Source organism: Lentimicrobium sp. S6 (assembly GCF_013166635.1).
Classification (GTDB): domain Bacteria; phylum Bacteroidota; class Bacteroidia; order Bacteroidales; family UBA12170; genus UBA12170.
This window is the reverse complement of record NZ_JABKBZ010000004.1, coordinates 1-24,097: the sequence shown is the minus strand read 5'-3', so window position 1 is coordinate 24,097 and position 24,097 is coordinate 1. Positions and strand designations below refer to the sequence as shown.

At 35.2% G+C, this 24,097-nt stretch carries 17 protein-coding genes; 11 read left to right on the top strand and 6 right to left on the bottom strand.

Annotated features, from left to right (window positions below; all coding sequences use genetic code 11):
• The first annotated feature begins 19 nt into the window (after positions 1 to 19).
• From HNS40_RS02685 to HNS40_RS02675, 3 genes are all read left to right on the top strand, one after another.
• Entirely contained in the window at positions 20 to 1,462 is a 1,443-nt protein-coding gene (locus HNS40_RS02685) for a T9SS type A sorting domain-containing protein (RefSeq protein WP_172277277.1), read from the top strand.
• Positions 1,463 to 1,536: 74 nt separating this feature from the next.
• The gene (locus HNS40_RS02680) at positions 1,537 to 2,946 is read left to right on the top strand and encodes a T9SS type A sorting domain-containing protein (RefSeq protein WP_172277274.1); all 1,410 of its coding nucleotides are present in this window, start codon (positions 1,537 to 1,539) and stop codon (positions 2,944 to 2,946) included.
• A gap of 90 nt (positions 2,947 to 3,036) precedes the next feature.
• Positions 3,037 to 3,678, top strand: a complete 642-nt coding sequence (locus HNS40_RS02675) for a hypothetical protein (protein WP_172277272.1) — start codon at positions 3,037 to 3,039, stop codon at positions 3,676 to 3,678.
• A 2-nt stretch (positions 3,679 to 3,680) separates the two neighbouring features.
• Here the strand turns inward: HNS40_RS02675 and HNS40_RS02670 are convergent, their stop codons facing one another.
• Entirely contained in the window at positions 3,681 to 4,208 is a 528-nt protein-coding gene (locus HNS40_RS02670) for a nuclear transport factor 2 family protein (protein ID WP_172277269.1), read from the bottom strand.
• 194 nt (positions 4,209 to 4,402) lie between these two features.
• On the opposite strand from HNS40_RS02670, the gene mrdA reads away from it, so the two are divergent.
• Both mrdA and rodA read left to right on the top strand, forming a co-directional pair.
• Positions 4,403 to 6,217 carry a penicillin-binding protein 2 gene (mrdA, locus tag HNS40_RS02665; RefSeq protein WP_172277266.1) on the top strand — a complete coding sequence of 605 codons (1,815 nt, stop codon included), beginning with the start codon at positions 4,403 to 4,405 and terminating at the stop codon, positions 6,215 to 6,217.
• A gap of 56 nt (positions 6,218 to 6,273) precedes the next feature.
• A complete protein-coding gene (gene rodA, locus HNS40_RS02660; protein ID WP_172277263.1) occupies positions 6,274 to 7,533 on the top strand; it encodes a rod shape-determining protein RodA in 1,260 nt (419 codons plus the stop codon).
• A 273-nt stretch (positions 7,534 to 7,806) separates the two neighbouring features.
• Here the strand turns inward: rodA and HNS40_RS02655 are convergent, their stop codons facing one another.
• Positions 7,807 to 9,957, bottom strand: coding sequence for a DPP IV N-terminal domain-containing protein (locus tag HNS40_RS02655; protein WP_172277260.1), 2,151 nt, complete (start codon positions 9,955 to 9,957; stop codon positions 7,807 to 7,809).
• Between the two features lie 276 nt (positions 9,958 to 10,233).
• On the opposite strand from HNS40_RS02655, the gene HNS40_RS02650 reads away from it, so the two are divergent.
• The 3 genes from HNS40_RS02650 (at position 10,234) to HNS40_RS02640 (ending at position 12,776) form a co-directional block, all read left to right on the top strand.
• Positions 10,234 to 10,740, top strand: a complete 507-nt coding sequence (locus HNS40_RS02650; protein ID WP_172277257.1) for an OmpH family outer membrane protein — start codon at positions 10,234 to 10,236, stop codon at positions 10,738 to 10,740.
• A gap of 84 nt (positions 10,741 to 10,824) precedes the next feature.
• Positions 10,825 to 11,982 (top strand): methionine aminotransferase, encoded by a 1,158-nt coding sequence (locus HNS40_RS02645; RefSeq protein ID WP_172277254.1) that lies wholly within the window; start codon positions 10,825 to 10,827, stop codon positions 11,980 to 11,982.
• Positions 11,970 to 12,776 carry an amidohydrolase gene (locus HNS40_RS02640; protein WP_172277251.1) on the top strand — a complete coding sequence of 269 codons (807 nt, stop codon included), beginning with the start codon at positions 11,970 to 11,972 and terminating at the stop codon, positions 12,774 to 12,776. The genes HNS40_RS02645 and HNS40_RS02640 overlap by 13 nt, the downstream gene beginning before the upstream one ends.
• A gap of 96 nt (positions 12,777 to 12,872) precedes the next feature.
• Here HNS40_RS02640 and HNS40_RS02635 read toward each other — a convergent pair whose 3' ends face one another.
• The 4 genes from HNS40_RS02635 to ispG form a co-directional block, all read right to left on the bottom strand.
• On the bottom strand, positions 12,873 to 14,432 hold the full coding sequence (locus HNS40_RS02635) for a T9SS type A sorting domain-containing protein (RefSeq protein WP_172277248.1): 1,560 nt from the start codon (positions 14,430 to 14,432) through the stop codon (positions 12,873 to 12,875).
• 357 nt (positions 14,433 to 14,789) lie between these two features.
• Complete coding sequence (locus HNS40_RS02630) at positions 14,790 to 16,283, bottom strand: TrkH family potassium uptake protein (RefSeq protein WP_172277245.1); 1,494 nt, start codon at positions 16,281 to 16,283, stop codon at positions 14,790 to 14,792.
• A gap of 2 nt (positions 16,284 to 16,285) precedes the next feature.
• A complete protein-coding gene (trkA, locus tag HNS40_RS02625) occupies positions 16,286 to 17,629 on the bottom strand; it encodes a Trk system potassium transporter TrkA (RefSeq protein ID WP_172277242.1) in 1,344 nt (447 codons plus the stop codon).
• A gap of 161 nt (positions 17,630 to 17,790) precedes the next feature.
• Entirely contained in the window at positions 17,791 to 19,512 is a 1,722-nt protein-coding gene (gene ispG / locus HNS40_RS02620; protein WP_172277239.1) for a (E)-4-hydroxy-3-methylbut-2-enyl-diphosphate synthase, read from the bottom strand.
• 245 nt (positions 19,513 to 19,757) lie between these two features.
• On the opposite strand from ispG, the gene dnaK reads away from it, so the two are divergent.
• The 3 genes from dnaK to guaD all read left to right on the top strand — a co-directional run bounded on the left by dnaK (position 19,758) and on the right by guaD (position 23,787).
• A complete protein-coding gene (dnaK, locus tag HNS40_RS02615) occupies positions 19,758 to 21,677 on the top strand; it encodes a molecular chaperone DnaK (RefSeq protein ID WP_172277236.1) in 1,920 nt (639 codons plus the stop codon).
• 85 nt (positions 21,678 to 21,762) lie between these two features.
• On the top strand, positions 21,763 to 22,338 hold the full coding sequence (locus HNS40_RS02610) for a hypothetical protein (RefSeq protein ID WP_172277233.1): 576 nt from the start codon (positions 21,763 to 21,765) through the stop codon (positions 22,336 to 22,338).
• 165 nt (positions 22,339 to 22,503) lie between these two features.
• The gene (gene guaD / locus HNS40_RS02605) at positions 22,504 to 23,787 is read left to right on the top strand and encodes a guanine deaminase (protein WP_172277230.1); all 1,284 of its coding nucleotides are present in this window, start codon (positions 22,504 to 22,506) and stop codon (positions 23,785 to 23,787) included.
• Positions 23,788 to 24,097: the final 310 nt, after the last annotated feature.

Here is a 24,097-nt window from a genome sequence, read left to right as displayed (position 1 = left end):
ACTTTTAAAACAAAAAACTATGAAGAAAAATTTACTTTTATTATTAATGCTAGTGATGAGTATTGGTTTGTTTGCTCAGGATTGGGCGCCAATCAATAGCACTGAACGATTTTGTTATTCCTCTGATGATACTTTGGATATGATAAATAATGTACTCTGGGTGGAGACCTTTGAAGAAGTTGATGATGCTCAAGTTTATCACCTCAATAAAATTGCTATTCCTTTTGAGAATGGAGAAGGAAGTTTGTTTTTATACAATCAACCACAGTTTTTATTGGATGATGTTTGGGTATTTCCAGATGGAGATTGGGTTTTTCAAGATACTTTCTTTTTGCCCATTGAAGAGCTAGAAACTTATACGCTAAAGCCCAATGCTTCCCTAAATGATTCTTGGGATTTTGCAGGCAATATCACTGCCACCATTTCAGAAATAGGTATGATGGATTTATTTGGGCAAGAGGATTCAATAAAAACAATATTGGTTTCCAATGGATTGGGGATTATTTTATCAAAAAATCATGGAATTGTAAATTGGAATAACGAGTATCAGCTCATAGGTATCGAAGGACGAGACTTGGGCTTTCAGGTTCCGAATTTTGAGGATATGTATGCGGAGATCAGTGCTGGGGATGTGATTTGTTATCATATTAATAATTGGGCAGCTGACGATCAGACTTATGGCTGGATTTCGGATGTGAGGTATGATATTGAAAATGTTACGAGGTATGAAGATTCCATTGTATTTAATGCCTTTGTTAGAACAAATACAGATTGGTATTGGAAAAGTTCAAACCAAATATCTACTAAAGGTTATGAGGATATTGTAGTATATAGGAATCGATTTACAGATGCGTATCCCAATGATACATTGTTTATACAAGGAGGGCCTGATATGTATAATTATTCCGAAGGGATTGCTATCTCTAAGCTTTCAAATTTTAAGTGGGGAGGCCTTAAGAAGACTCAGTTTACTTATGAAGGAGATTGGCCATTTGCCAATTTGATGTATCATGATGAGGGTTTGTATAGTTTTGAACTTTACCCTGTTGGTGAATCTATGTTGATGGAGCATTCTGTTGAATATGGCTTCTTAGAATATGTAAACTTTGGTTTTGAATGGGGGGGAGAAAGAGAATTGGTCGGAGTTATTGATAATGGAGATACTTTAGGTTATATTCACCCATTAGATATTTTCACAGGACAAAAAGAATTATCAATAAATAATAATTCCCTAGTCTTCCCAAGCCCAGCCAAAGAATCCATAACAATCCAAAGCCAAGAAACAGGTGAGTACAATTATCAAGTATTCAATATTTCAGGGCAATTGGTTTTGGATAGGAAGCAAGAAAAAACTCTAGCCGATTTAGAGATTGATATTTCGGACTTGCATAATGGAGTTTATATTCTTCAAATAGCTATGAATAACCAAATCATTAGAAAGAAATTTATCAAACAAATGTAATTTCATTAAATTAGCGGGAAAAGCAGAATGAATCAACACCTACTTTCATTTATTCACTTTTTAAAATAAAAACTATGAAGAAAAATTTACTGTTAATTATCATGTTAATGATGACCATTGGTTTGTTTGCTCAAAATTGGGCACCAATAAATACCACTGAGCGATTTTGTTATTCAAATGATGGAGACTTAGAAATACTAGATAATGTACTTTGGGTGGACTCGACTAAACAGATGAGCGATCATGAAGTCTATTATTTCAATAAAATCGTAAGTCCATGCGATACTTGTTCGGAACCCAATTATATGCTTGCAAATCAGCCTCAGTTTCTTTTGGACCAAGCAAAAGTATACGAAAATGGAGAATGGGTTTTTGAAAGCTATAATCAACAATTTAAGTTACTCCCTAATGCTCAACTAAATGAAGAATGGATTTTTGATGAGGAAAGTTCTGTCACGGCTGTTGTCAGTTCATTAGATTTGATAAATGTAATTGGAGAGGAGGATTCTGTTAAAATCATATCATTATCAAATAATGAATCCTTTGTGTTAACGAAAAATCATGGAGTCCTTCAATTTAGTAATTATCAATTACTGGGTATCGAAGGGCGTGAATTGGGAGTCTTAGTGCCGAAGTTTGAAGATATGTTTAGTCAATTTGAGGTGGGTGACGTTTTGTGTTATTATACCTACAGTGCAGAAGCTTATAAAAATGTGGAATTCAAACATAATTATCTGAGGTATGAGGTAACCAATATTGAAAATCATATTGATTCTTTGATATTTGAAGCAGAGTTTTATAGAAAGTATACTGAATTTGAATACGGTAAATTTGATAAAATTACCTATGGTGATACTGTTTTGGTTTTTTATCCAAATGAATATACAGAATCTTATCCAAATGAACTACTAGAAATAGAATTTGAAGATTTATGCATATCCCAAATAGATTATCATAAGTGGGGAGGTTTAACAAAAACTAATACATCCATACTCTTGGATAATGGATTTGAATTAACCGACTATTTGCAAGATGACAATGTTCCAGAATTACTAATTCCTTACACTGGATTGGAATATACAAAATCGGAGTATTCAATTGATTTTGGTTTTATGGAAAGAGAAATTCATGGCTTTGAATGGGATTATAATAATGAAATCACAGGTTATCTGCATAATGGTGATACTTTGGGAGAGATTTTTCCAGTAGATATGTTCGTAGGCCAACAAGAATTATCCTCCAGTAATAACTTCCAAGTTTACCCAAGTCCAGCCAAAGAATCCATAACAATCCAAAGCCAAGAAAAAGGTGAGTTCAATTATAAAGTATTCAATATTTCTGGTCAACAGGTGTTAAATGGAAAAGAAGAAAAATCCTCAGAAGATTTAGAAATTGATATTTCGGATTTGCAAAATGGAGTTTATATCTTGCAAATGGAATTGGGAAAACAATTAATTCAAAAGAAGTTTGTAAAACAAAACTAAACCTTAAAAAATTCTAAAACTGTAATACATTACTTTCTCATTCGTTTCTTGCTTGGATAATCTCTTATTTTTGCACCAAAATTTAAACGAATGAGAAAGTTACTTTTTAGTATTGCCATTATATTTATCTCTTTAAGCTTAACATCTTGTATCGACCTAGTTGAGGAGGTTACCATTAATAAAGACCTCTCTGGAAAATATGAAATGTATCTTGAAACTAGTGGTTTTGGGGGTATGATGAGTCAGATGGGTGGAGTACCCGAGGTTCCACAGATTCAAGAGTTGGACGAGAAACTAAGACTTTTAAAAGCACAACCTGGTATTTCAAATATCAAAAAAGACCTCAATGCCAAACAGCTGAAGTTTAATATCAGCTTCGATTTTGCTGACGAGAAATCTCTAAACAATGCACTTTATGCCCTAGCCGAAATCAAACCTAATATGTTTCTAAAGAAGTTTATTAAGATAAAAAAGAATAGAGTAATTCGCCCCAACCTAAGTCCATATTTGGAGCGATTATTAGAAGAACAAGAACTCAGTGAACAGCTTCCTTCTGAGGATATGCTAAATTATGTCAACTATAAATTCATTGTGAATACCCCAAAAGAGGTGAGAAACACAAGTGGTAATAGAGCGATGGTTCAAAGTAATAAAACCACTGTAATTAGTAGTTATAGCTTTAGAGAACTATTAATTAACAAGGAAAATATTTATCTAAAAATAAAGATGTAGGGTTATTTCATATCTATACTTGTCGGTAACGAAACATGGCCTTGAACCAATTTCCATACACCATGGTCATCTTTAATAAAAACTCCGGTAAAACGAATGCCATCTAAGCTCATCGCTTTATCATTATAGATGAAATTATAATTCAATTCTTCAAAGAACCAAGCAGTACGGGCATCTCGGTCGAAAGAGATATTTTGGTCTGTGATAGATATTAGGGTTTCATTTAAGGAATTGAATTGTCCAGACATGGTTTTTTTAATGGTAGACCAGCCCATTAGTTTTTCATCATTCTCGGTACCAATTAATATAACATCCTCTTTAGGACACCATATTTGTTCTATCATTTCTATATCGCCACTTTCTGTACTGGTGGCATATAAATCTAGAAGTTCTGAAACCTTGGCTTTTTCTTTTTCAAAGTCAATTTCTTTTTTCTCAGGCTTTTTAACTACTTCTTGTTCGTCTTGGTTTTGGCAAGAAGTCATCATTAAAAGAGCATATGCAAATAGGAGTATAAATGATTTTTTCATAGGACAAGGTTTTAAAAATTATGGAAGCTTAAAGATACAAAAAATACCTTGCTTTAGCCAGATTACTATGAAATTCATAATAAAAATTCACTTCGACATTTTTTTGGTATTAACAACAGATAGTTAAATATGTATTTTATTCTATATTTTTCGCCTTATCTATTTATCTAATTTTGTATGCAATCACTCCGCACATGAAGAAAAACTATTCAGATCGAAAATTTATTATGATTGGTGTCATTTCCATAATAGGAATGATATTCTTGGCTCGCTTGTTCTATGTTCAAATCATTGAAGAAGAGTATGCGCTATCTGCTGATAGTAATGTGATTAGGAAGAATATTATATATCCTGCTCGGGGTATTATTTATGATAGAAATGAGAAAATCATGGTGGCCAATAATGCAGCCTACGATTTGATGGTGATTCCTCGTCAACTTAAAGATTTTGACACCACTCGTTTTTGTTCCTTATTACAAATTTCTAACGAAGAATTTATTCGTAGAATGGATAAGGCAAAAAAATACAGCCGCTATAAAGCTTCTTTATTCTTGGGGCAAATTCCCAAAGAAGAATTTTCCTATCTGCAGGAAACATTATATGATTTTTCTGGGTTTTATGTACAAGAAAGAACCTTGAGGAGGTATCCATATCGCTCTGGAGCCTTAAATTTAGGTGATATTGGTGAAGTTAATAGAAAAGATCTAGATAGGGATGCCTTTTATCGCTCAGGTGATTATATTGGAAAAAGTGGTATTGAGAAATTTTATGAGAAGGAATTGAGAGGAGAAAAAGGTGTCGAATATGTGATGGTTGATGTGATGAACAGAAAGAAAGGGAAATATAAGGAAGGACGTTTTGATACATTAGCTGTGAATGGTAAGAGTTTGTATACCAGCTTAGATGCAGAATTGCAATTATACGGAGAACTCCTCATGAAGAATAAGCTGGGCTCAATAGTTGCCATAGAGCCTGCCACCGGAGAGATTCTGAGCCTGGTTTCTAGCCCTTCATACGATCCATCTATTTTAGTAGGAAGAAATAGAGGTAAGAATTTTAATTTATTACTTCATGATACGCTAAAACCTTTGTATAATAGAGCTTTAATGGCAGCTTATCCTCCAGGATCTACCTTTAAAATGCTTAATGCACTCATAGCTTTGGATGAACATGTGGTGACTATAAACACAGAATTTAGTTGTCAAGGAACAGTATCTAAGCCTATTAAATGTTCTCATAATCATATTACTCCATTAGGGATGATATATGGTATTCAGCAGAGTTGTAATCCTTATTTTTGGAATACATTTAGAAATACATTAAACAACCCAAAGGCTGGAAGTGTGAAAAAAGGATTTGAGAATTGGTCGAGGAAAGTGAGAAGCTTTGGTTTGGGAACTAAATTTAATACAGATTTGATGTATGAAAAGTCTGGCATGGTTCCTTCGGTTGAATATTATGATAAAGTTTATCGTGGCGTTTGGAATGCTTTGACGGTTCGTTCCTTGGCTATTGGTCAAGGGGAGTTATTGATTACACCTCTTCAATTGGCTAACTTAACGGCAGCAATCGCCAATAGAGGATTCTATTTTAGACCACATTTAGTTAAATCTATTGGGGAGCCTTCTAATATCATTAGTAAGTATAACGAGAAGCAAGAGGTGGAGATAAAAGCGGAGCATTTTGCTCCTATAGTTGAAGGGATGAGAAGAGTTGTTCAAGTAGGAGGAACAGCTAGAAGAGGAGCTATGGATAGTGTGACCGTTTGTGGTAAAACCGGAACCGTTCAAAATCCACATGGTGATGATCACAGTATATTTATCGCATTTGCACCAATGGACAATCCTCGGATTGCGATTGCTGTTGTGGTAGAAAATGCAGGCGATTTCGGAGGCACATGGGCCGCGCCTATCGCCAGCTTGATGATGGAAAAATACCTGAATGGGGTAGTCATCAGAAAAGAAAAAGAGAAGAGAATTTTGGAGGCGGATCTCATTACTCCTGACTAGTCAAGCTTTGATTAAGTTTGTTAGATAGAAGTATAGAGAGTTAAGAGAGATAGAATATGAGAGAAAAGAATAGCATATTAAAAAATGTAGATTGGTGGCTAGTAGGTTTGTACTTTGCTTTAGCCTTAATGGGATGGATGAGTGTATATGCTGCTGTTTATAATCCAGAGCATTCCTCTATTTTCGATATGGGAGAGCGCTACGGAAAACAAGCTTTATGGATTGGGACCTCAGTGATTCTCATCTTTATCATTCTCCTGATCGATATGAAATTCTTCACCAGTTTTGCTTATGTCATATATGGTGCCACTTTACTTTTGCTGGTTGCCGTTCTTGTGATGGGAAAGGAGGTTGCAGGATCCAAAAGTTGGATACAAGTGGGGAGTTTTGCTTTGCAACCTTCAGAGTTTGCCAAGTTTGCGACCAATTTGGCCTTAGCCAAATATTTAAGCAGCATTCAAATCAATTTAAAAGATGTGAAGCAAGTTATCCGATCTGGAGTCATTATTTTTGCACCTTCAGTATTTATATTTTTGCAGAATGATACTGGTAGTGCCTTAGTTTATTTCTCTTTTATCTTGGTTTTATATAGAGAAGGTTTCTCAGGAAATTTTCTTGTTTTTGGTTTTCTACTTGCGCTATTATTTATACTCACCTTACTCGTTGGCAAGCTCACTATGCTCATATCTGTTGCTTTGATAGCGGTGCTTTTATTTTTATTGATGAAAAAAGTACGTAAAAATATCCTCAGCCTTTTAGCTATTTTGGTTTTGGTGGGTGGATTTATCTTCTCTATAGATTATGCCTTCGAAAACATCCTCCAAGAGCACCAAAAGACAAGGATCGAAGTTCTATTGGGAATGAAAACGGATTATCGGGGAGCTGGGTATAATGTTCATCAATCATTGATTGCTATAGGTTCTGGAGGACCAACTGGAAAAGGATTTCTTCAAGGAACCCAAACCAAATATAATTTTGTTCCTGAGCAAAGCACCGATTTTATCTTTTGTACAGTTGGCGAAGAGTGGGGGTTTTTGGGGACCGCAACGGTAGTGATTCTGTTTTTATTTTTGCTTATTCGGATTATCATTGTCGCAGAACGACAACGTTCCTCCTTTAGCCGGATTTATGGATATGGGGTAGCATCAATACTATTCTTTCACTTCTCCATTAATATCGCCATGACCATTGGCTTGGCGCCAGTGATTGGTATTCCTCTTCCTTTCTTTAGCTATGGGGGATCTTCCCTTTGGTCTTTTACTGTGCTACTATTTATTTTTATTAAAATGGATTCTTATAGATTGGAGTTATTGTAAAAGATAGTGCTTAAAATACTTAGAGTTTAAAGTAAATAAAGTTTAAAGTGTTTTAAGTGAGTAGTTTCCCGACTAATAAGAGCGCCTTTAGGGCATGGAAATAAGGAGTGGCATTTCCCAATTTCTTTGCTGGCCTTTGTGAGAAATTCTTAGTGTCATTCATTTGCGTGGAATACTATCAATTATGTAACATTTACTACTTGAATTTATATGATCAAAAAATGCCCAAGGAAATATATTCATCAGGCATTATGTAGATATTTAAAAGAAGAATTATTTCTTCAAATGTCCATCAATATAAAGATACATTTTCTCTAAAAGGTGAGCTCTATCAATACCTCTTACATTATGTTCTGATCTAGGATATACAAAATAGTCGACTTGCTTTTTCTCTTTAATGGCTTTCTGAACAAATGCTAAACTATGCTGCCAAACCACTGTTGGGTCAATGGCTCCATGAATAATTAGTAAATGGTCTTCCAGTTGATTTGCTTTCTCTAACAGATTAGCGTTTTTATAACCTTCAGGGTTTTGTTCTGGAGTATCCATATATCTTTCGCCATACATAATTTCGTAATACTGCCAATCGATTACCGGTCCGCCAGCCACTCCAGCTTTAAATAGGCCAGGGTTTGAGAGCATCAAATTAGTGGTCATAAACCCACCATAACTCCAACCTTGAATTCCCATTCTGTCACCATCAACAAAGTCTTGCTCCAATAAAAAATCAACACCCGCAAGTTGATCCTCCATCTCATATTTTCCTAGTTTCCTGTGGATGGCAGTTTCAAAAGCAAAGCCACGATTTGGTGTTCCCCTATTGTCTAAAGTGAAAACCACATAGCCTTTTTGTGCCATTAGTTGCATAAATATATTGGCTCCACCCATCCAGCTATCTGTAACTAGTTGAGCGTGTGGACCACCATATACATAATAGAAAACAGGATATTCTACAGCGGTGTCAAAATTTGCAGGTTTAATCATTCTATAATGAAGCTCAATGCCCTCCTCATTTTCAATAATACCTAAAGTGGTTTCACCTAAGCTATAATCTTTCAGAGGATTCTCATCTCTTAATAACTCGTAAACTTCTTTGCCTTTGGTATTTCTTAAGGTATATACTTTGGCTACATCAGTTGATGAGTAGCTGTCAATAAAGAATTGCATGTTTGGACTAAAAACAGCATTGTGAGTACCGTGCTCTTTGGTAAGTTTTTTAACTTTCTTCGATTTAATGTTTACGCTATAAATATGCTTTTGAATTGGGCTTTCTTTAGTACTAGAGAAGAATACATTCTTTCCCGATTCATCGAAACCCAAAAATTCATTCACCATCCATTCGCCTTGGGTTAAAGCTACTTCTTCCAGTGGTTGTCCGTTGGTTTTATAGATATACATATGCATCCAGCCGTTACGCTCCGAGAACCAAATAAACTCGTCCTTCTTGTCTTTCAAAAAATACATAGGGAATTCTGGTTCTACCCAAGTGGTAGCTTCCTCCTCTAAAATAGTATGAACAAAACTACCATCCTCGGCATTATACTTATTCAACCAAATATGATTCTGGTCTCTATTCAAAACGGTGATATAGATATATTTTTCTTCAGGCCCCCAAGTGATACTAGTCAAATAATGGTCAACAGAATCGCCAGTTTGTACAAATAGTGTTTCTTGAGTATTTAAATTGAAGATGCCCAGTTTTACAACTTCATTTTTCATTCCAGCCATAGGGTACTTGATATTATTAACTTCGGCTTCACGAGCGGTAATATCAACCAAAGGATAATCTTTCACCATAGTTTGGTCGTTTCTATAAAATGCCAATGCATTTCCTTTTGGTGACCAGAATATACCATTAGTTATTCCGAATTCGCTTCTGTGAACACTTTGACCATTAACTATACCATTAACACTATCATTGGTAACGGTAATTTTTTCACTTTGTTTAGCAATGAAAAGGTTGTTTCCTAAAGTATAGGCCAAATCATTATTTACAGAAAACTGTGAGTTTTCAGCACCTTCTTCCCATGTATTAAGCTTTTCTAAAACTTTAGTTTTGGTATTAAATTTCAATAACATGTTTTCGTGATTGAAAGTTATCTCATTTTTCTCAGTCCATGAAAACCCTGGAATTCTACTTAGCTTTAATGAATCTTCTCCAAGCGCTAAGTCTGCAAAATCGGCAAGACTTAATATGGTATCAGCTTTTGCTTGATCACTAATGGAGCGGAGAACTATTTTCCCATTTTCTTTATAGCTAAAATTCTGGCTATTGCTTTGCCAAGATAAGCTAGAAAGCCTTTTGGGTAAAATGTTTCTGTTCTGATATATGGCGTCTTCAAAGGTGAGTACCTTGTCTTGAGCCCATAAAGGAGGGGCTATCAACATTAATATGCCTATAAGTATAAGACTTAATCTTTTCATTTTATTCATTTTATAATTGAGATGCAATTTTACAAAACCTTTTCTAAAGTTTTTATCGAAATATTCGATTTCATCAATTATTTGGAAATAGTGTAAAAAGTGTAGAATGGGTGTGTTTACAATACTTACTCATTTTTATTTTTGCAATGAGTTAAAGAAACTTAAACAATACTATTTTTTATGGAAAGCCATTCGGATATTTAAATTATTTGAATAAATTTGCGCCTCGCAATATGGTATTCCATTTGCTATAAATTTGAAACTAATTATATTACAATGAAAAACATATTTAAATTATTTGTCGTTTTATTAATTGCTGGTTCATCCATAACAGCTCAAGCTCAAACTGCTAAGATTGGTCACATCAACTTCCAAGAATTATTAGGAGTAATGCCAGGTCAAGAAGCAATAAATCAAGAATTGGAAACTTTTGTTGCTGGTTTAGAAACTCAATTACAAGCCATGCAAAGTGAATTAGAAGCTAAGTATGCTGATTATCAAAACAATCAAGCTACAATGTCAGAAATCATCAGACAAACTAAAGAAAAAGAAATAATGGATTTGCAGCAGAGAATGGAAGCATTCAATCAGCAAGCCCAGTACGAAATTCAAAATAAGCAAGTGGAATTATCTGAACCTTTAATTAAGAAAGCTCAAGATGCCATTACAGCTGTTGCTTCTGAAAATGGATTCACATATATTATTAATGCAAACGAGCAAGTTTTACTTTATAAAAATGGTACAGATATTTTGCCATTAGTAAAAGCCAAACTAGGTTTATAGTTTAATGTTTAAAAATATTTAAAGCCATATCAAGCCAATTGATATGGCTTTTTTGTATCTTTGTTTTCTAGAAATAATCTTTTTATGGAAGCTTTTAAAGGTTCAATTATATCAAAATCTCCAGGGGTAAAAACCTCTATTTTCGCAGTGATGTCGCAAATGGCTAATGAACACAACGCCATTAATTTAGCTCAGGGTTTTCCTGACTTTGATGTGGATGCTGAGCTCATTAATCTCATTGCAAAGAATATGAGGAAAGGGCATAATCAATATGCTCCTATGCCTGGTTTACCAGAACTTCGACAGCAGATTGTTGCCAAAATCAAAAATACTTTTGGTGCTGAATATAATGCTGATACAGAAGTTACCGTAACATCAGGTGCTACTCAAGCATTATTTACCGCTATTTCTGCATTTGTTAGAGACGAAGACGAGGTCATTGTTTTTGAGCCAGCTTATGATTCCTATTCCCCTACCATAAAACTCAATAGAGGAATTGTTAAATATGCCAAGCTTCGCCTTCCCGATTATCATATCGATTGGACAGAAGTGAGTCGTATGATTTCTCACCGTACGAGAATGATTATTCTGAATACTCCTCATAACCCTACTGGAGCTGTGCTTTCAAAGAAGGATTTGGATGCTTTGCATAAGCTTACTAAAAATACGGATATCATTATTTTAAGTGATGAAGTATATGAGCACATTATCTTTGACAAGAAGAAGCACCACAGCCTTTCTGCTTATCCAGGATTAGCCGAAAGAAGCATTGTGGTGGCTAGTTTTGGGAAAACATTTCATGCTACTGGTTGGAAAATGGGTTATGCTGTGGCACCAGAAAACTTGATGAATGAGTTTAGAAAAACTCATCAGTTTATTGTGTTTACTGTGAATACTCCAATACAATATGCCATAGCAGAGCATTTAAAAGATGAAGGTAATTTTTCAGGATTAGGTTCTTTTTATCAAAAGAAACGAGATTATTTTCTGAAGTTGATCAAAAATTCTAGGTTTAAGCCTGTTCCTTCCTATGGTACCTATTTTCAAGTTTTAGATTATTCAGAAATTAGTGATTTACCAGAGATGGAGTTCGCTGAATGGTTGATTAAAGAACATGGTATTGCTAGTGTTCCCGTATCTGCTTTCTATCATAAAAACGATGATCACAAAATGCTTCGATTCTGCTTTGCCAAAAAAGAAGAAACCTTAGAGAAAGCAGCCGAAATACTATGCAAGATTTAACAGTAACTTTCATTCAGTCCAATTTAGTTTGGAATGATTTTCGTGCCAACCTATTAACTTTCAGTGAAAAATTAAATGCTGTGTCAGAAAAAACAGACTTGGTTGTATTACCAGAAATGTTTAATACTGCATTTGTAGTTGAGCCAGAAACTGTAGATAAAGAAGCGGCTCATATTTCTTTAGATTGGATGATAAGGAATGCTCAAAAGTATGATACCGCCATTTGTGGAAGTATGATAGTTAATGAGGAGGGCAATTATTACAATCGTTTCTATTGGGTGGAACCAAATGGAAATATTCAAAAGTACGACAAAAGGCATTTGTTTACATTAGGCAACGAGCATTTGAAAATAACTGCTGGTCAAGAAAACATAATAATCGAGTACAAGGGTTGGAAAATAAAACCTTTAGTATGTTATGATCTTCGTTTTCCTGTATGGGCTAAAAACACTTATGCGAACGGTCAATATGAATACGACCTTCTTATTTATGTAGCCAATTGGCCAGCAGCAAGAAATTATGCATGGAAATCATTATTGGTAGCTAGGGCTATCGAAAATCAGGCTTATGTAGTTGGAGTCAACAGAATAGGACCCGATGCTAATGGAACTAAGCATACCGGATTCTCTAGCATTATTGAGCCGAAAGGTGAATTGATTTCTGAGGAGGTTGAAAATATAGAATCCTCTCAAACTATATCTTTATCAGCTGTCGATATGAATACCTATAGAGAGAAGTTTACAATTGGAATAGACTGGGATGAGTTTTCTGTAAAAAAAAATAAGCCCGATTAAAAGGATTAACCGAGCCTATTGTTTTCTATTAAAATCTTTTGGAATTGGCTCCTAAGAATTATTCTTAAGAACAGCTAGATTTTATTGTAAGATGTTTTATAGCTTTTGAAATTTAATATGTTGGTTCTTACCTTCAGAAATGGTCTCAAGAATATATGAGCCAACTGGTAGATTTGAAATGTCAAGAGTGTTAGTGTAGGTTATATTGTTCATAATATAAACGCTCTGCCCAGTGGCATTCAGAATTCTAATACGCTCTGGTAAACTTTTAAAGTTAACATTCAAAATATCATTGGCTGGGTTTGGATAAGCAATAAAGTCTAATCCTTTTATGTTTTTATTACCAGTAATATCGCTAACATCCATTATAGCTTTTATATACATTTTCCCTCCATTTGATTCCACATCAAAAGTTGTTTCATAAGTACCTGGAGTATTATAGTTTGAAGCGTCAAAGGTAAATTCATGTTGATTTGAACCATATCCCGTAGTGGTTCCTCCGTTATCGTTTGTGCTCAACCAAGATGCAGTATTACTAGTATTAACAATATAAGAAAGGTTTCCGCCTCCTTTGTTGTTGATGTTAAACGGAATAGTTTGAGTATCACCCATCTGTATGTCTACCCAAAATACGCTGGTGTCTGCGCTTATCATGGCAGAGTTTGTATAATCTAACTTCATAACTCCATGATTGTAGGTCCCCATCCAGGCTTCATTTTCACGAAAAAAGAAAGCTTGAATATAATTATTAATAAGGCCAGTAGTCTCATCAAAGTGAACAAATAAATTTTTATCATCTTCATAAATGCCCACACCTTTATAATTATAGAATCCTTGTTCACCGGCAAACCAAATAGACTGATAATCTGCTTGGAAGTTATACATCATAAAACGAATCCAGTCAAAAGGGATTAAAGAGTTACTAGTTTTAAACTCTGCTAATTGATTAATTTCATTATCATAATAATATAGTCCTTGAACAGGGGAGTAACCACCTGACCAAAGGTTATCTTTTTCATCATAGTCAAAATCAAAAGTAGTGATAGCCTCATGTGTAGTAAAAGATATTCCATCAAATTCAAGAAAACCCACATCATCCGAAGCAAGTATCTTTTTCCCTTCACTATTTATGTCAATTTTCCAACAATCGTTATTTAACTCAGGATAATTGATGTAATCAAACACGGTAAAAGTCATTGTTGAAGGAACTAAAGAGTATAACCAAGATTCTACTGTGTTTCCACCCAGAATCCAAAGTACACCTTCTTCATCCATTACCATATCCATAAACATAAATCCAGCACTTAATTCAGGAGTTCCTTCTCCAAAGTAGGCCCAGTTTGTACCATCAAACTTCCATAGTCCTGCCTCACCGCAGGCCCAAATGTTTCCATCAAGATCCTCAATAATCTTATGAATCCAAATCCAGTCCCAAGGGGCATTCATCACACTCCAGGGGTAATTAGTCCAGGTGGTTCCGTCGAATCTTGAGATTCCTTTTCCTTCACCAATCCATATATCTCCATTGATTTCGGTAATACTTGAAACTCTATCTACAGAAATACCTGCATTATCTGTATTATAAGTTGTTACAGTTTGTGAAAATATTCCTATAGTAATAATTGCAAAAAGGATAATTAGTAATTGTTTTCTCATAATAAACATGTTAATTAATCATTTGTTTGTGTCATTATTTTATCAGTGCAAACATTAGAAATTTCTTATTGAAAAGTGATTCCCACCACCTATACTAATACTATACTTGGCGTTTTGTCACCTATACAAAAACCATACAGTAAGATGTAATATATTGATATGCATAAGGATGAGATTTGTGAAAAACTTTACTAGGAAACGAGTATTTGTGGATTCTATTAGACTTAGTTTATTGCAAAACGGAAGGTATTCTGTAGAGAGTTCTATGATGGGATGGTTATAGATACTTCTATTCATGGAGAAAGATTGATTATATTCCTACTATTATTAAAAAAGATCTTCTTATTATTTGGAAGATCATTTTTTCCAGAAAGTAGGAGAGAAGATAATTAATACTGTGAATAATTCCAATCTTCCAAGCAGCATCAAGAAACTTAGTACCCATTTTCCAAAATCGGGGATATGTGCATAATTGTCAACAGGACCTAGTGAGCCTAAGGCAGGACCAATATTACCTAGTGCGGATGCTGATGCTCCAACTGCCGATATAAAATCAAGCCCAATAGCAGTCATGAAAACAACTCCTACTACAAAAGTAGTGATATAGAAAAGGAAAAAAGAGGAGACTAAGAATACAATATTTTGAGAAACAGGTCGATGATTGAGTCTTACAGGTAAAATGGCATGTGGGTGAAGTAATCTTCTGAATTCTAACAAACTATTTTTAATAAGAATGAGAATCCTTACTACTTTCACTCCTCCACCTGTGCTTCCTGCACTTCCTCCTACAAAAAAGAGAATAAAGAGAAGGAACCATAAACCTGATGGCCATAATAGGTAATCGGCTGTTACAAAACCGGTTGTTGTTATTATGGAGACTACTTGGAATAGACTATCCCTGAAGGCTTGTTCCCAACCCATATTCATTTTTAATATCAATCCTCCAGTAATAATCAAGGTAACTACAATAATAATTCCAATATATAATTGATATTCCTCATTAGCTTTTACTTTGGAGAACTTTCGTTTCAACATGAAATAATGTAGAGAGAAATTGGTTCCAGCCAATATCATAAAGAGGATGATGATATATTGGATATATGGCGAAAAGCCTGCTACACTGTCGTTCTGGGTTGAGAATCCTCCAGTGGCCATAGTGGCAAAAGCATGACAAACCGCATCGAAGAAACTCATATGTCCAATCATTAGAAGGATAATTTCTGCTACAGTTAATATGACATAAAGTCCCCAGAGTCTTTTGGCCATTTCTTTTACCTTGGGATGTATTTTATCCGCGGTTGGACCTGGTGATTCGGCTGTAAATAATTGCATCCCACCAATCCCTAGTAATGGTAAGATAGCTAAGGACAATACAATAATCCCCATCCCACCAATCCAATGTGTCATACTCCTCCAAAAAAGTAAGCCATGCGGAATAGACTCTATATCATTTAATATGGATGCTCCTGTTGTGGTGAATCCTGACATGGTTTCGAAAAAAGAATCGGTGAAGGATTCAAAATAGCCGCTTAAATAAAAAGGAAGACTACCAAATAATGAGATGGCCATCCAACTAAAGCTAACTATCAAGTATGCTTCTTTTTTTGAGATGTGCTTAGTAGCTTTTCGTGTGTAAACAACAGAGAATAAGCCAATAAAAATAGTAAACAATCCTGCTATTAATATAGGGAAGAATTCTGATGTTCCTTTCATGATATGGAAATCATAAAGTCCTTCAGGGTGGTAAAACCAAGAAAATGGCAATGCTGAAAAAATGGTTAAGCCTTCCAATATTAGTAAGAATCCAATTACTCGGAAAACCATTTTAAAATTTATAGATTGCCTTCGCATGTCTAGTGTTTAAATAGTTTGTTGATTTTATGAATCGCCTCAGGTAATGCAAAAACTACCGCTTTATCACCCTCTTGCAATTGGAAATCACCAACCGCAATAAAACTTTCATCATCTCTAATGATACCACCAATAATACTGCCTTTTGGCATTGATAATTTTTTTAATGGCTTTTTAGTAACGGCAGATTTAGGCATAGCTACTAATTCAATCACATCAGCATTTATTCCACTCAAACATTTAACGGTTGTTACTTTTGCCTCCATGGTATATAGGTTAATCACACTTGCAGTAGTTAATTTTTTGTTGATGATGGTATCAATACCTATGTTTTGGGCAATATCTATATATTCAATGTTTTCAACTAGGGCTATGGTTTTCTTTACACCAAGACTTTTTGCATGAAGACAAGTGAGGATATTTGTTTCAGTATGATTGGTCACCGCAATAAAGGCGTCCATTTCTCTAATACCTTCATCTTCTAATAGTTCCATGTCTCTGGCATCTCCGTTAATGATAAGGGTATTCTCCAAATCGTTGGTTAGAGAATTGGCTCTTTTATTGTCATTTTCAAAGAGCTTGATGTTCATTTTGTCTTGAAGTTTGGAAGCGGTCATCCTACCAATTCTACCTCCTCCAATTAACATAATGTCTTTGATGTCAAAGTTTTGTTTACCACCCAATTCCAATAGTAACTTTACGCCATCAGGTTTCGTAATGACATAGGCCAAATCATTTTCACGAAAAGAATCATTGCCTGTTGGGATTATGGTTTTACCATTTCTATGAATTGCAACAGCTCTAAAATCAAGGTTAGGGTAATCAGTAGCCAATTGAGTTAGTGTTTTATTTACGACCAAAGCGTATTTGTCTAACTTTATTAGAAAAAGCTGCAATTTCCCCCCTGAGAATTCGAAAATTTCGGTAGCTGCAGTTTGATTCAATAGTTGAATAACCTCATTTGATACTACTTGTTCAGGATTGATTAAAATATCTACGCCTTTTTCTTCAAATATGGCGCGGTTTTTTTCGCTCATAAATTCCACATTGGAAATACGAGCTACGGTTCTTTTTACTCCAAGTTTTTTTCCGAGGATGGCTGTTAAAAGATTAATGGCTTCGTCATGCAAAACTGCAATTAGCAAATCAGCGCCTTTGATTCCTGCCTCTTCTAATACATCTACTGAAATAGAGCTTCCCACAACTGGCATAATATCAGTATGATTACCGATCATAGTTAAGATCTCTTCATTGGGATCGATAAATATGATATTATGATGCTCATCTGCTAATAGTTGAGCAAGGTGTAAACCCACTTCTCCGTCTCCTGCAATAATAATATTCATAGCCGCCAAAGTTAATAGAATCTGTAAAACTTTAAAATATTCTTTTCTTAAAAAGTATTTTTTGTAATTAAAAATCAATCAGGTAATTAGAGGCTTTTGTCTTAGCCTTTTCCAATTATAATGGCCATAAAAGAGTAGTGTTTTTGAAAAAATACAGGTGATTATAAACTTTTCTCAATGATTTCGAGAAGAGCATCAGCGGCTTCATCTTCGGGTACATTTTTCTGTATTAAATCATGCTTTTTGTAGATGTTTACTTTCCCGCGACCAGCTCCCACATAACCAAAATCGGCATCAGCCATTTCTCCTAAACCATTTACAATACATCCCATCACTGCAATTTTTAATCCTTTAAAAGCCGTTGTTTTCTTTTTAATGTCTTGAAGCTTCTCTTGAATATTGAATAGAGTTCTGCCACAAGAAGGACAAGCGATGTATTCTGTTTTACTCACCCGCTGCCTGCTGGCTTGTAGAATACCTAAACTGATTTCATTGGTATTGAAATTTGGTGAATCAATCCATAAGCCGTCCAGTTGACCTTTTAGAAAAAACGGTCCAGCTATTACTGCAGACTGTATCATTAATTTGTTTTCCGATTTTTCATGATTTCGAAGCTTCAATATGATAGGAAGGTTAATACGCAACTCATTAATACTATGTATAGCTTTATGTGTATCCGCAATATCACATTCGTCTGTTTTTTCTAATACTAATATTAAATGATTAATAGGGGAGACTAGTTTTGCAAATTCGGTGTTCCATTCTGATGCTTTTAGATTCAGAAAGTAGTTTTGGTCTTTGGAGAAATGATCGTTTTTGAGTTGTTCGAGCGAAAGTTGTTGGATGTGAGTGTTATAATCTTTGGAAACCCAGATGTCATCTTCAAAATAATAATCAGCTTCTAGTATGGTATCCGATTTAAGATCTGAATTTCCGATAACCGCAGGAACCTGTTGAGCTCCAAAGTTCAAGACTTTTACACTCTTTCTTCGGGCATAACTTGTTTGCTCGTCCTGATGTTTCCAAGGATTTTCTTTTGAAGCTTTTGCGATTTCAATGGCTACTGGAATTTCATATTCAGGCTCTTCTGTTAAAGAAACTCTTATGGTTTCTCCAATACCTTGACTCAATAAACACCCAATACCCACAGCAGACTTTATCCTGCCATCCTCAGCATCACCAGCCTCAGTTACACCCAAATGTAATGGGAAAGAAAGATTTTCTTCCTCCATCTTTTGTTTGAATAGTTCATTGGCCTTTACCATAACCAATACATTGCTAGCCTTTAGTGAAATAACCAATTGATTGAAATCTAGCGCCTTAAAAATTCGGATAAATTCCATAGCAGATTCAGCCATACCCTCTGCTGTGTTACCATATTTGTTTATTATTCTTTCGGAAAGAGAACCGTGGTTCACTCCAACTCTGATAGCTGTTTTATGGGTTTTGCAGATTTCAACTAATCCGCTTAATCTTTCCTTTATTTTATCAAGCTCTAAATGGTATTCTTCTTTGGACCAGCTTGTTCTTCCGCTCTTTTTATCAATATAATTTCCGGGGTTTATTCTTACTTTTTCTACTAGTTGTGCAGCTACATCTGCTGCTTTGGGATTAAAATGAATATCAGCTGAAAGAGGAATATTATATCCTCTTTTTTTTAATTCGTTTTTGATTTGGCCTAATGCTTGGGCTTCGCGAGTATCACGAGCCGTTATTCTGACCAAATGAGCTCCAGCATCCGCTATTCTGATGCATTGTTCAACAGTTGCATCAATATCCATGGTAGAAGTTGAGGTCATGGATTGTAAAATTAACGGTTCTAGGAGGCCCATTTTAATAGAGCCAATATTTACTATGTTTTTTTTGGGTTCAGATGAATTCATCTTTTTGAGTATTTAGATTGCAAAGATGCAAACAATATATTTACACTTTGTCATTAAACCGCATGAAAAAGTGTAGAAATGTGCCGAAAGACGTAGCTTGAATTTTCATTTCTGTCGTTTTGTCATGAAAAATGTCGTGAAAAAGAGGGTGTTTGCTTTGGCATAGGAATTGAGAAAGGTTGTTTACTTGAAGACAAAAAAACAAGAAATAAATAAAATAAAAATATATAAAAAGGAGATTTAAAATGGGAAAAATAATTGGAATTGACTTAGGTACTACCAACTCCTGTGTTGCGGTAATGGAAGGAAATGAGCCTGTTGTTATTCAAAACAGCGAAGGACGTAGAACAACACCATCAATTGTTGCTTTTACTGAGAATGGTGAGCGTAAAGTGGGGGATCCTGCAAAGCGACAGGCCATCACAAACCCTGAAAAAACAATTTTCTCTATCAAGAGATTTATGGGAGAAACATTCGACAGAGTTCAATTAGAAACAGGTCGTGTTCCTTACAAAGTTGTTAAAGGTGAAAATAATACACCAAGAGTACAGATTGATGATAGAAAATATACTCCACAAGAAATTTCAGCTATCACACTTCAGAAAATGAAGAAAACTGCTGAGGATTTCTTAGGACAAGAAGTAACAGAAGCTGTTATTACAGTTCCTGCTTATTTCTCTGATAGCCAACGTCAAGCCACGAAAGAAGCTGGTGAGATTGCTGGTTTAACAGTAAAAAGAATTATCAATGAACCAACAGCTGCGGCTTTAGCTTATGGGTTAGACAAAAAAGATGTAGACCAAAAAATAGCTGTATATGATTTAGGTGGTGGTACATTCGATATCTCTATCCTAGAATTAGGTGATGGTGTATTCGAAGTATTATCTACTAATGGTGATACCCACTTAGGTGGTGATGATTTTGACCAAGTTATTATTGACTGGTTGGCTCAAGAATTCAAGAACGACGAAGGTGTTGACTTGAAGAAAGACCCAATGGCATTACAGCGTTTAAAAGAAGCTGCTGAAAAAGCTAAAATTGAATTGTCTTCTTCTTCAGAAACAGAAATCAACTTGCCTTATATTATGCCTGTTGATGGTGTGCCAAAGCACTTAGTGAAGAAATTATCTTTAGCTAAATTTGACCAATTAACTCACGATTTAGTTCAAAGAACTATAGAGCCTTGTAAATTAGCACTAAAAGATGCTGGAATGTCAGCTTCAGATGTTGATGAAATTATTTTAGTGGGAGGTTCAACTCGTATTCCTGCTATTCAAAAAGTAGTAAAAGAATTCTTTGGAAAAGAGCCTTCAAAAGGTGTTAATCCAGATGAGGTTGTTGCAATTGGTGCTGCTATTCAAGGTGGTGTTCTTTCAGGAGATGTTAAGGATGTATTATTATTAGATGTGACTCCACTTTCAATGGGTATTGAAACTTTAGGTGGTGTTTTAACTAAGATGATTGAAGCCAACACAACTATTCCAGTGAAGAAAAGTGAGACTTTCTCTACTGCTGCTGATAACCAGCCTTCAGTTGAGATTCATATCCTTCAAGGAGAGCGTCCAATGGCTGCTCAAAATAAGAGCTTAGGTCGTTTCCACCTAGATGGTGTGCCTCCAGCTCCACGTGGTGTTCCACAAATTGAAGTTACTTTCGATATCGATGCCAATGGTATTCTTAACGTAAGTGCTAAAGACAAAGGAACAGGTAAAGAGCAGAACATTAGAATTGAAGCTTCTTCAGGACTATCTGATGAAGAAATCCAAAAGATGAAGCAAGAAGCTGAAGCCAATGCAGATGCTGATAAGAAAATAAAAGAAGAAGCTGATAAGCTAAACCAAGCGGATAATTTAGTATTCCAAACTGAAAAGCAGTTGAAAGAATATGGTGATAAATTACCTGAAGACAAAAAAGCAGCTATTGAAAAAGCAGCCTCTGATTTGAAAGAAGCGCATCAGAAAAAAGACTTCGCTGGAATTGATACTCACATGGAAGCTTTGAATGCAATGTGGCAAGAAGCTAGTCAAGAGATGTATAAAGGACAAGAAGGTCAGCCAGGTGCAGATCCAAATGCAGCACAAGGACAACCTAACCCAGGTGCCCAAGCTGATGGTGGCGACGAAGTAACCGACGTTGATTTCGAAGAAGTGAAGGAAGATAAATAATATCGAATAGATATAAATTCACCCTCCAGACCAATGGTTTGGAGGGTTTTTTTGTATCTTTAAAAATCCTTATTTTTACATCTTAATGAAAGAAATACAAATCATAAAAACTAAAATAGAAATTCATACGGAGCGAATCGTTTTGCTCTCCGGAAATGGGCAAAACGTAGGCAAAACTACATTTGCTTGTCAGCTCATCAAACATCTGAAAAATCTCAATCAGAAGGTTTATGCACTAAAGATTACTCCGCATTTTCATACGGAGACTCCTCCTTATTGTATTTTTAAAGATGATAGGTTTATTCTGTCATTGGAAAAGGAAATAAATACAGGTAAAGACAGCAGCCGATTTTTGGAAGCCGGCGCTGATGAGTCTTTTGTTCTTCAAGTGAAGGATGCTTTTTTAGCTGAAGCTATTAATTTTACTTTTTCTATGATTTCTGAGGATGTTAAGGTTGTGATTGAATCTGGAGCTTTTCGAAGATTATATATGCCTGCTCTGTTTTTATTTTTAATGAATGATAGAAAAGATACCATTAAAGAATCTGCCATTGGCCTAGCTTCATTGGCCAATAAGATCATTCTTTTTGATGGAATTGGGTTTAGTGAGAATGTTGAAAAAATTCAGCTTAAAAATGAGCAGCTTTACTGGAAAGATTAATTTTGCATTTAGCTTATAATGATGTGTTGGGATATTATATCGTAATAAATATCCACAAAGACACGAAAGTAGATATTATATTGTTGTTATCTTAGCTTTGTGTCTTAGTGCTTTCGAGGCTAGACAATTCTACCCTAAGATTCAGAGCATAAAGAATGAGTATATATGAAGACAAACCAAATAAAAGGCATTAGAGCCCAGATTTTCCACTTTATTTCTAAAGACCAATATGAGTTTTTTGAGGATGGTTTATTGATTATGGATCATGGATTAGTAAAAGCTCTTGGGTCTTATAAAGATTTAAAATCGCAATGGAGTTCACAAGTAGTCATAGAGCATTATAGAGATAGGATTTTGATGCCTGGTTTTATTGATGCACATATTCATGGAGTACAAACGGCTGTAATGGCATCCTATGGAGCCGATTTATTACAATGGCTCAAAGAATATACCTTTCCATTAGAAAACCAATTTTCTGATGCCGACTTTGCTAAAAAAGCTACTCATTTTTTCTTTAGGCAAATGCTGAAAAACGGAACCACAACAGCTGCTATCTATTCTTCAGTTCATCAGGAATCTATTGTAGCTATAATGGAAGAAGCGCTTCGGTTGAATATGAGGATTCAAGCAGGGAAAACCAATATGGATAGGAATGCTCCAGCAAATCTTTGTGAAGCTACAAATGAGACTTTCAAAATTGGAGAGGAACTCATTCAAAAATATGAAGGCAAAGGCCGATTGAACTATTTATTGACTCCTCGTTTTGCTATTACTAGTACTCCAGAGCAACTCCAACAACTTCAATTACTCAAAGAAAAATATCCTCATATAGGAGTACAAACTCATATTTCAGAAAATCATGAAGAAATAGAATCCACTAAAAACTTGTTTCCAGATAGAAAAGACTATTTAGATGTTTATGAACATTATGATTTAGTGGAGAAAAATACCCTTTTAGGTCATGCCATCCATTTCTCCGTAGACGAGTGGAAAAGAGTGAAAGAATCTAATGCTAGCTTAGTTCACTGTCCAACTTCTAATCTATTTTTAGGATCTGGATTATTCAACTTGCAAAAAGCTTGGGAAGAGGATATTCCCTTAGCTTTAGCCAGTGATGTGGGAGGAGGAATGAGTTTTTCCATGCTCAAAACTGCAGCAGCAGCCTATCAAGTGGCCGCTCTCAGAGGATATAAGGCCACCGCTTTGCAACTCTTCTATTTGCTAACCTTAGGAGGAGCGAGAGCAATGGGCTTAGATGATAAGATTGGCAATTTCGAAATTGGTAAAGAAGCCGACTTTATTCTTCTAGACTCCTCAAATATTGAGCTTGTAGACGAGCGTTTGAAAACCGCCAAAACCTTAGAAGAGAAACTTTTTGCTATTTTGATTCTTGGTGATGATAGGTTGATGGATAGTGTTTGGTTGATGGGGGAGAGTGTTGAGTTTTAAGGTACTCTTTCAGGGCTACTTATTAGATGTACCTGATGCGATGCAACAGGTTAACTTAAAATGCCCTTACAGGGCTTTGGTATCGTATTCCAGATTCTTTTGAGCCCTGAAAGGGCGACTTATCTTAAGCCAAGGTAAGGCCTTGGCTTAAAAAGATACCTGCTGAATAAGAGCCCTGTAAGGCATTAGCGTTAACTTAAGCTGTCTATTTTTTTAAGTTACAGATATACATATGATTACAAGACTATTTCTTTCTGACTTCTTTGTTTTTTACTCTTTTTAATACAAAGGTGTTTTTATCTTCAAGCAC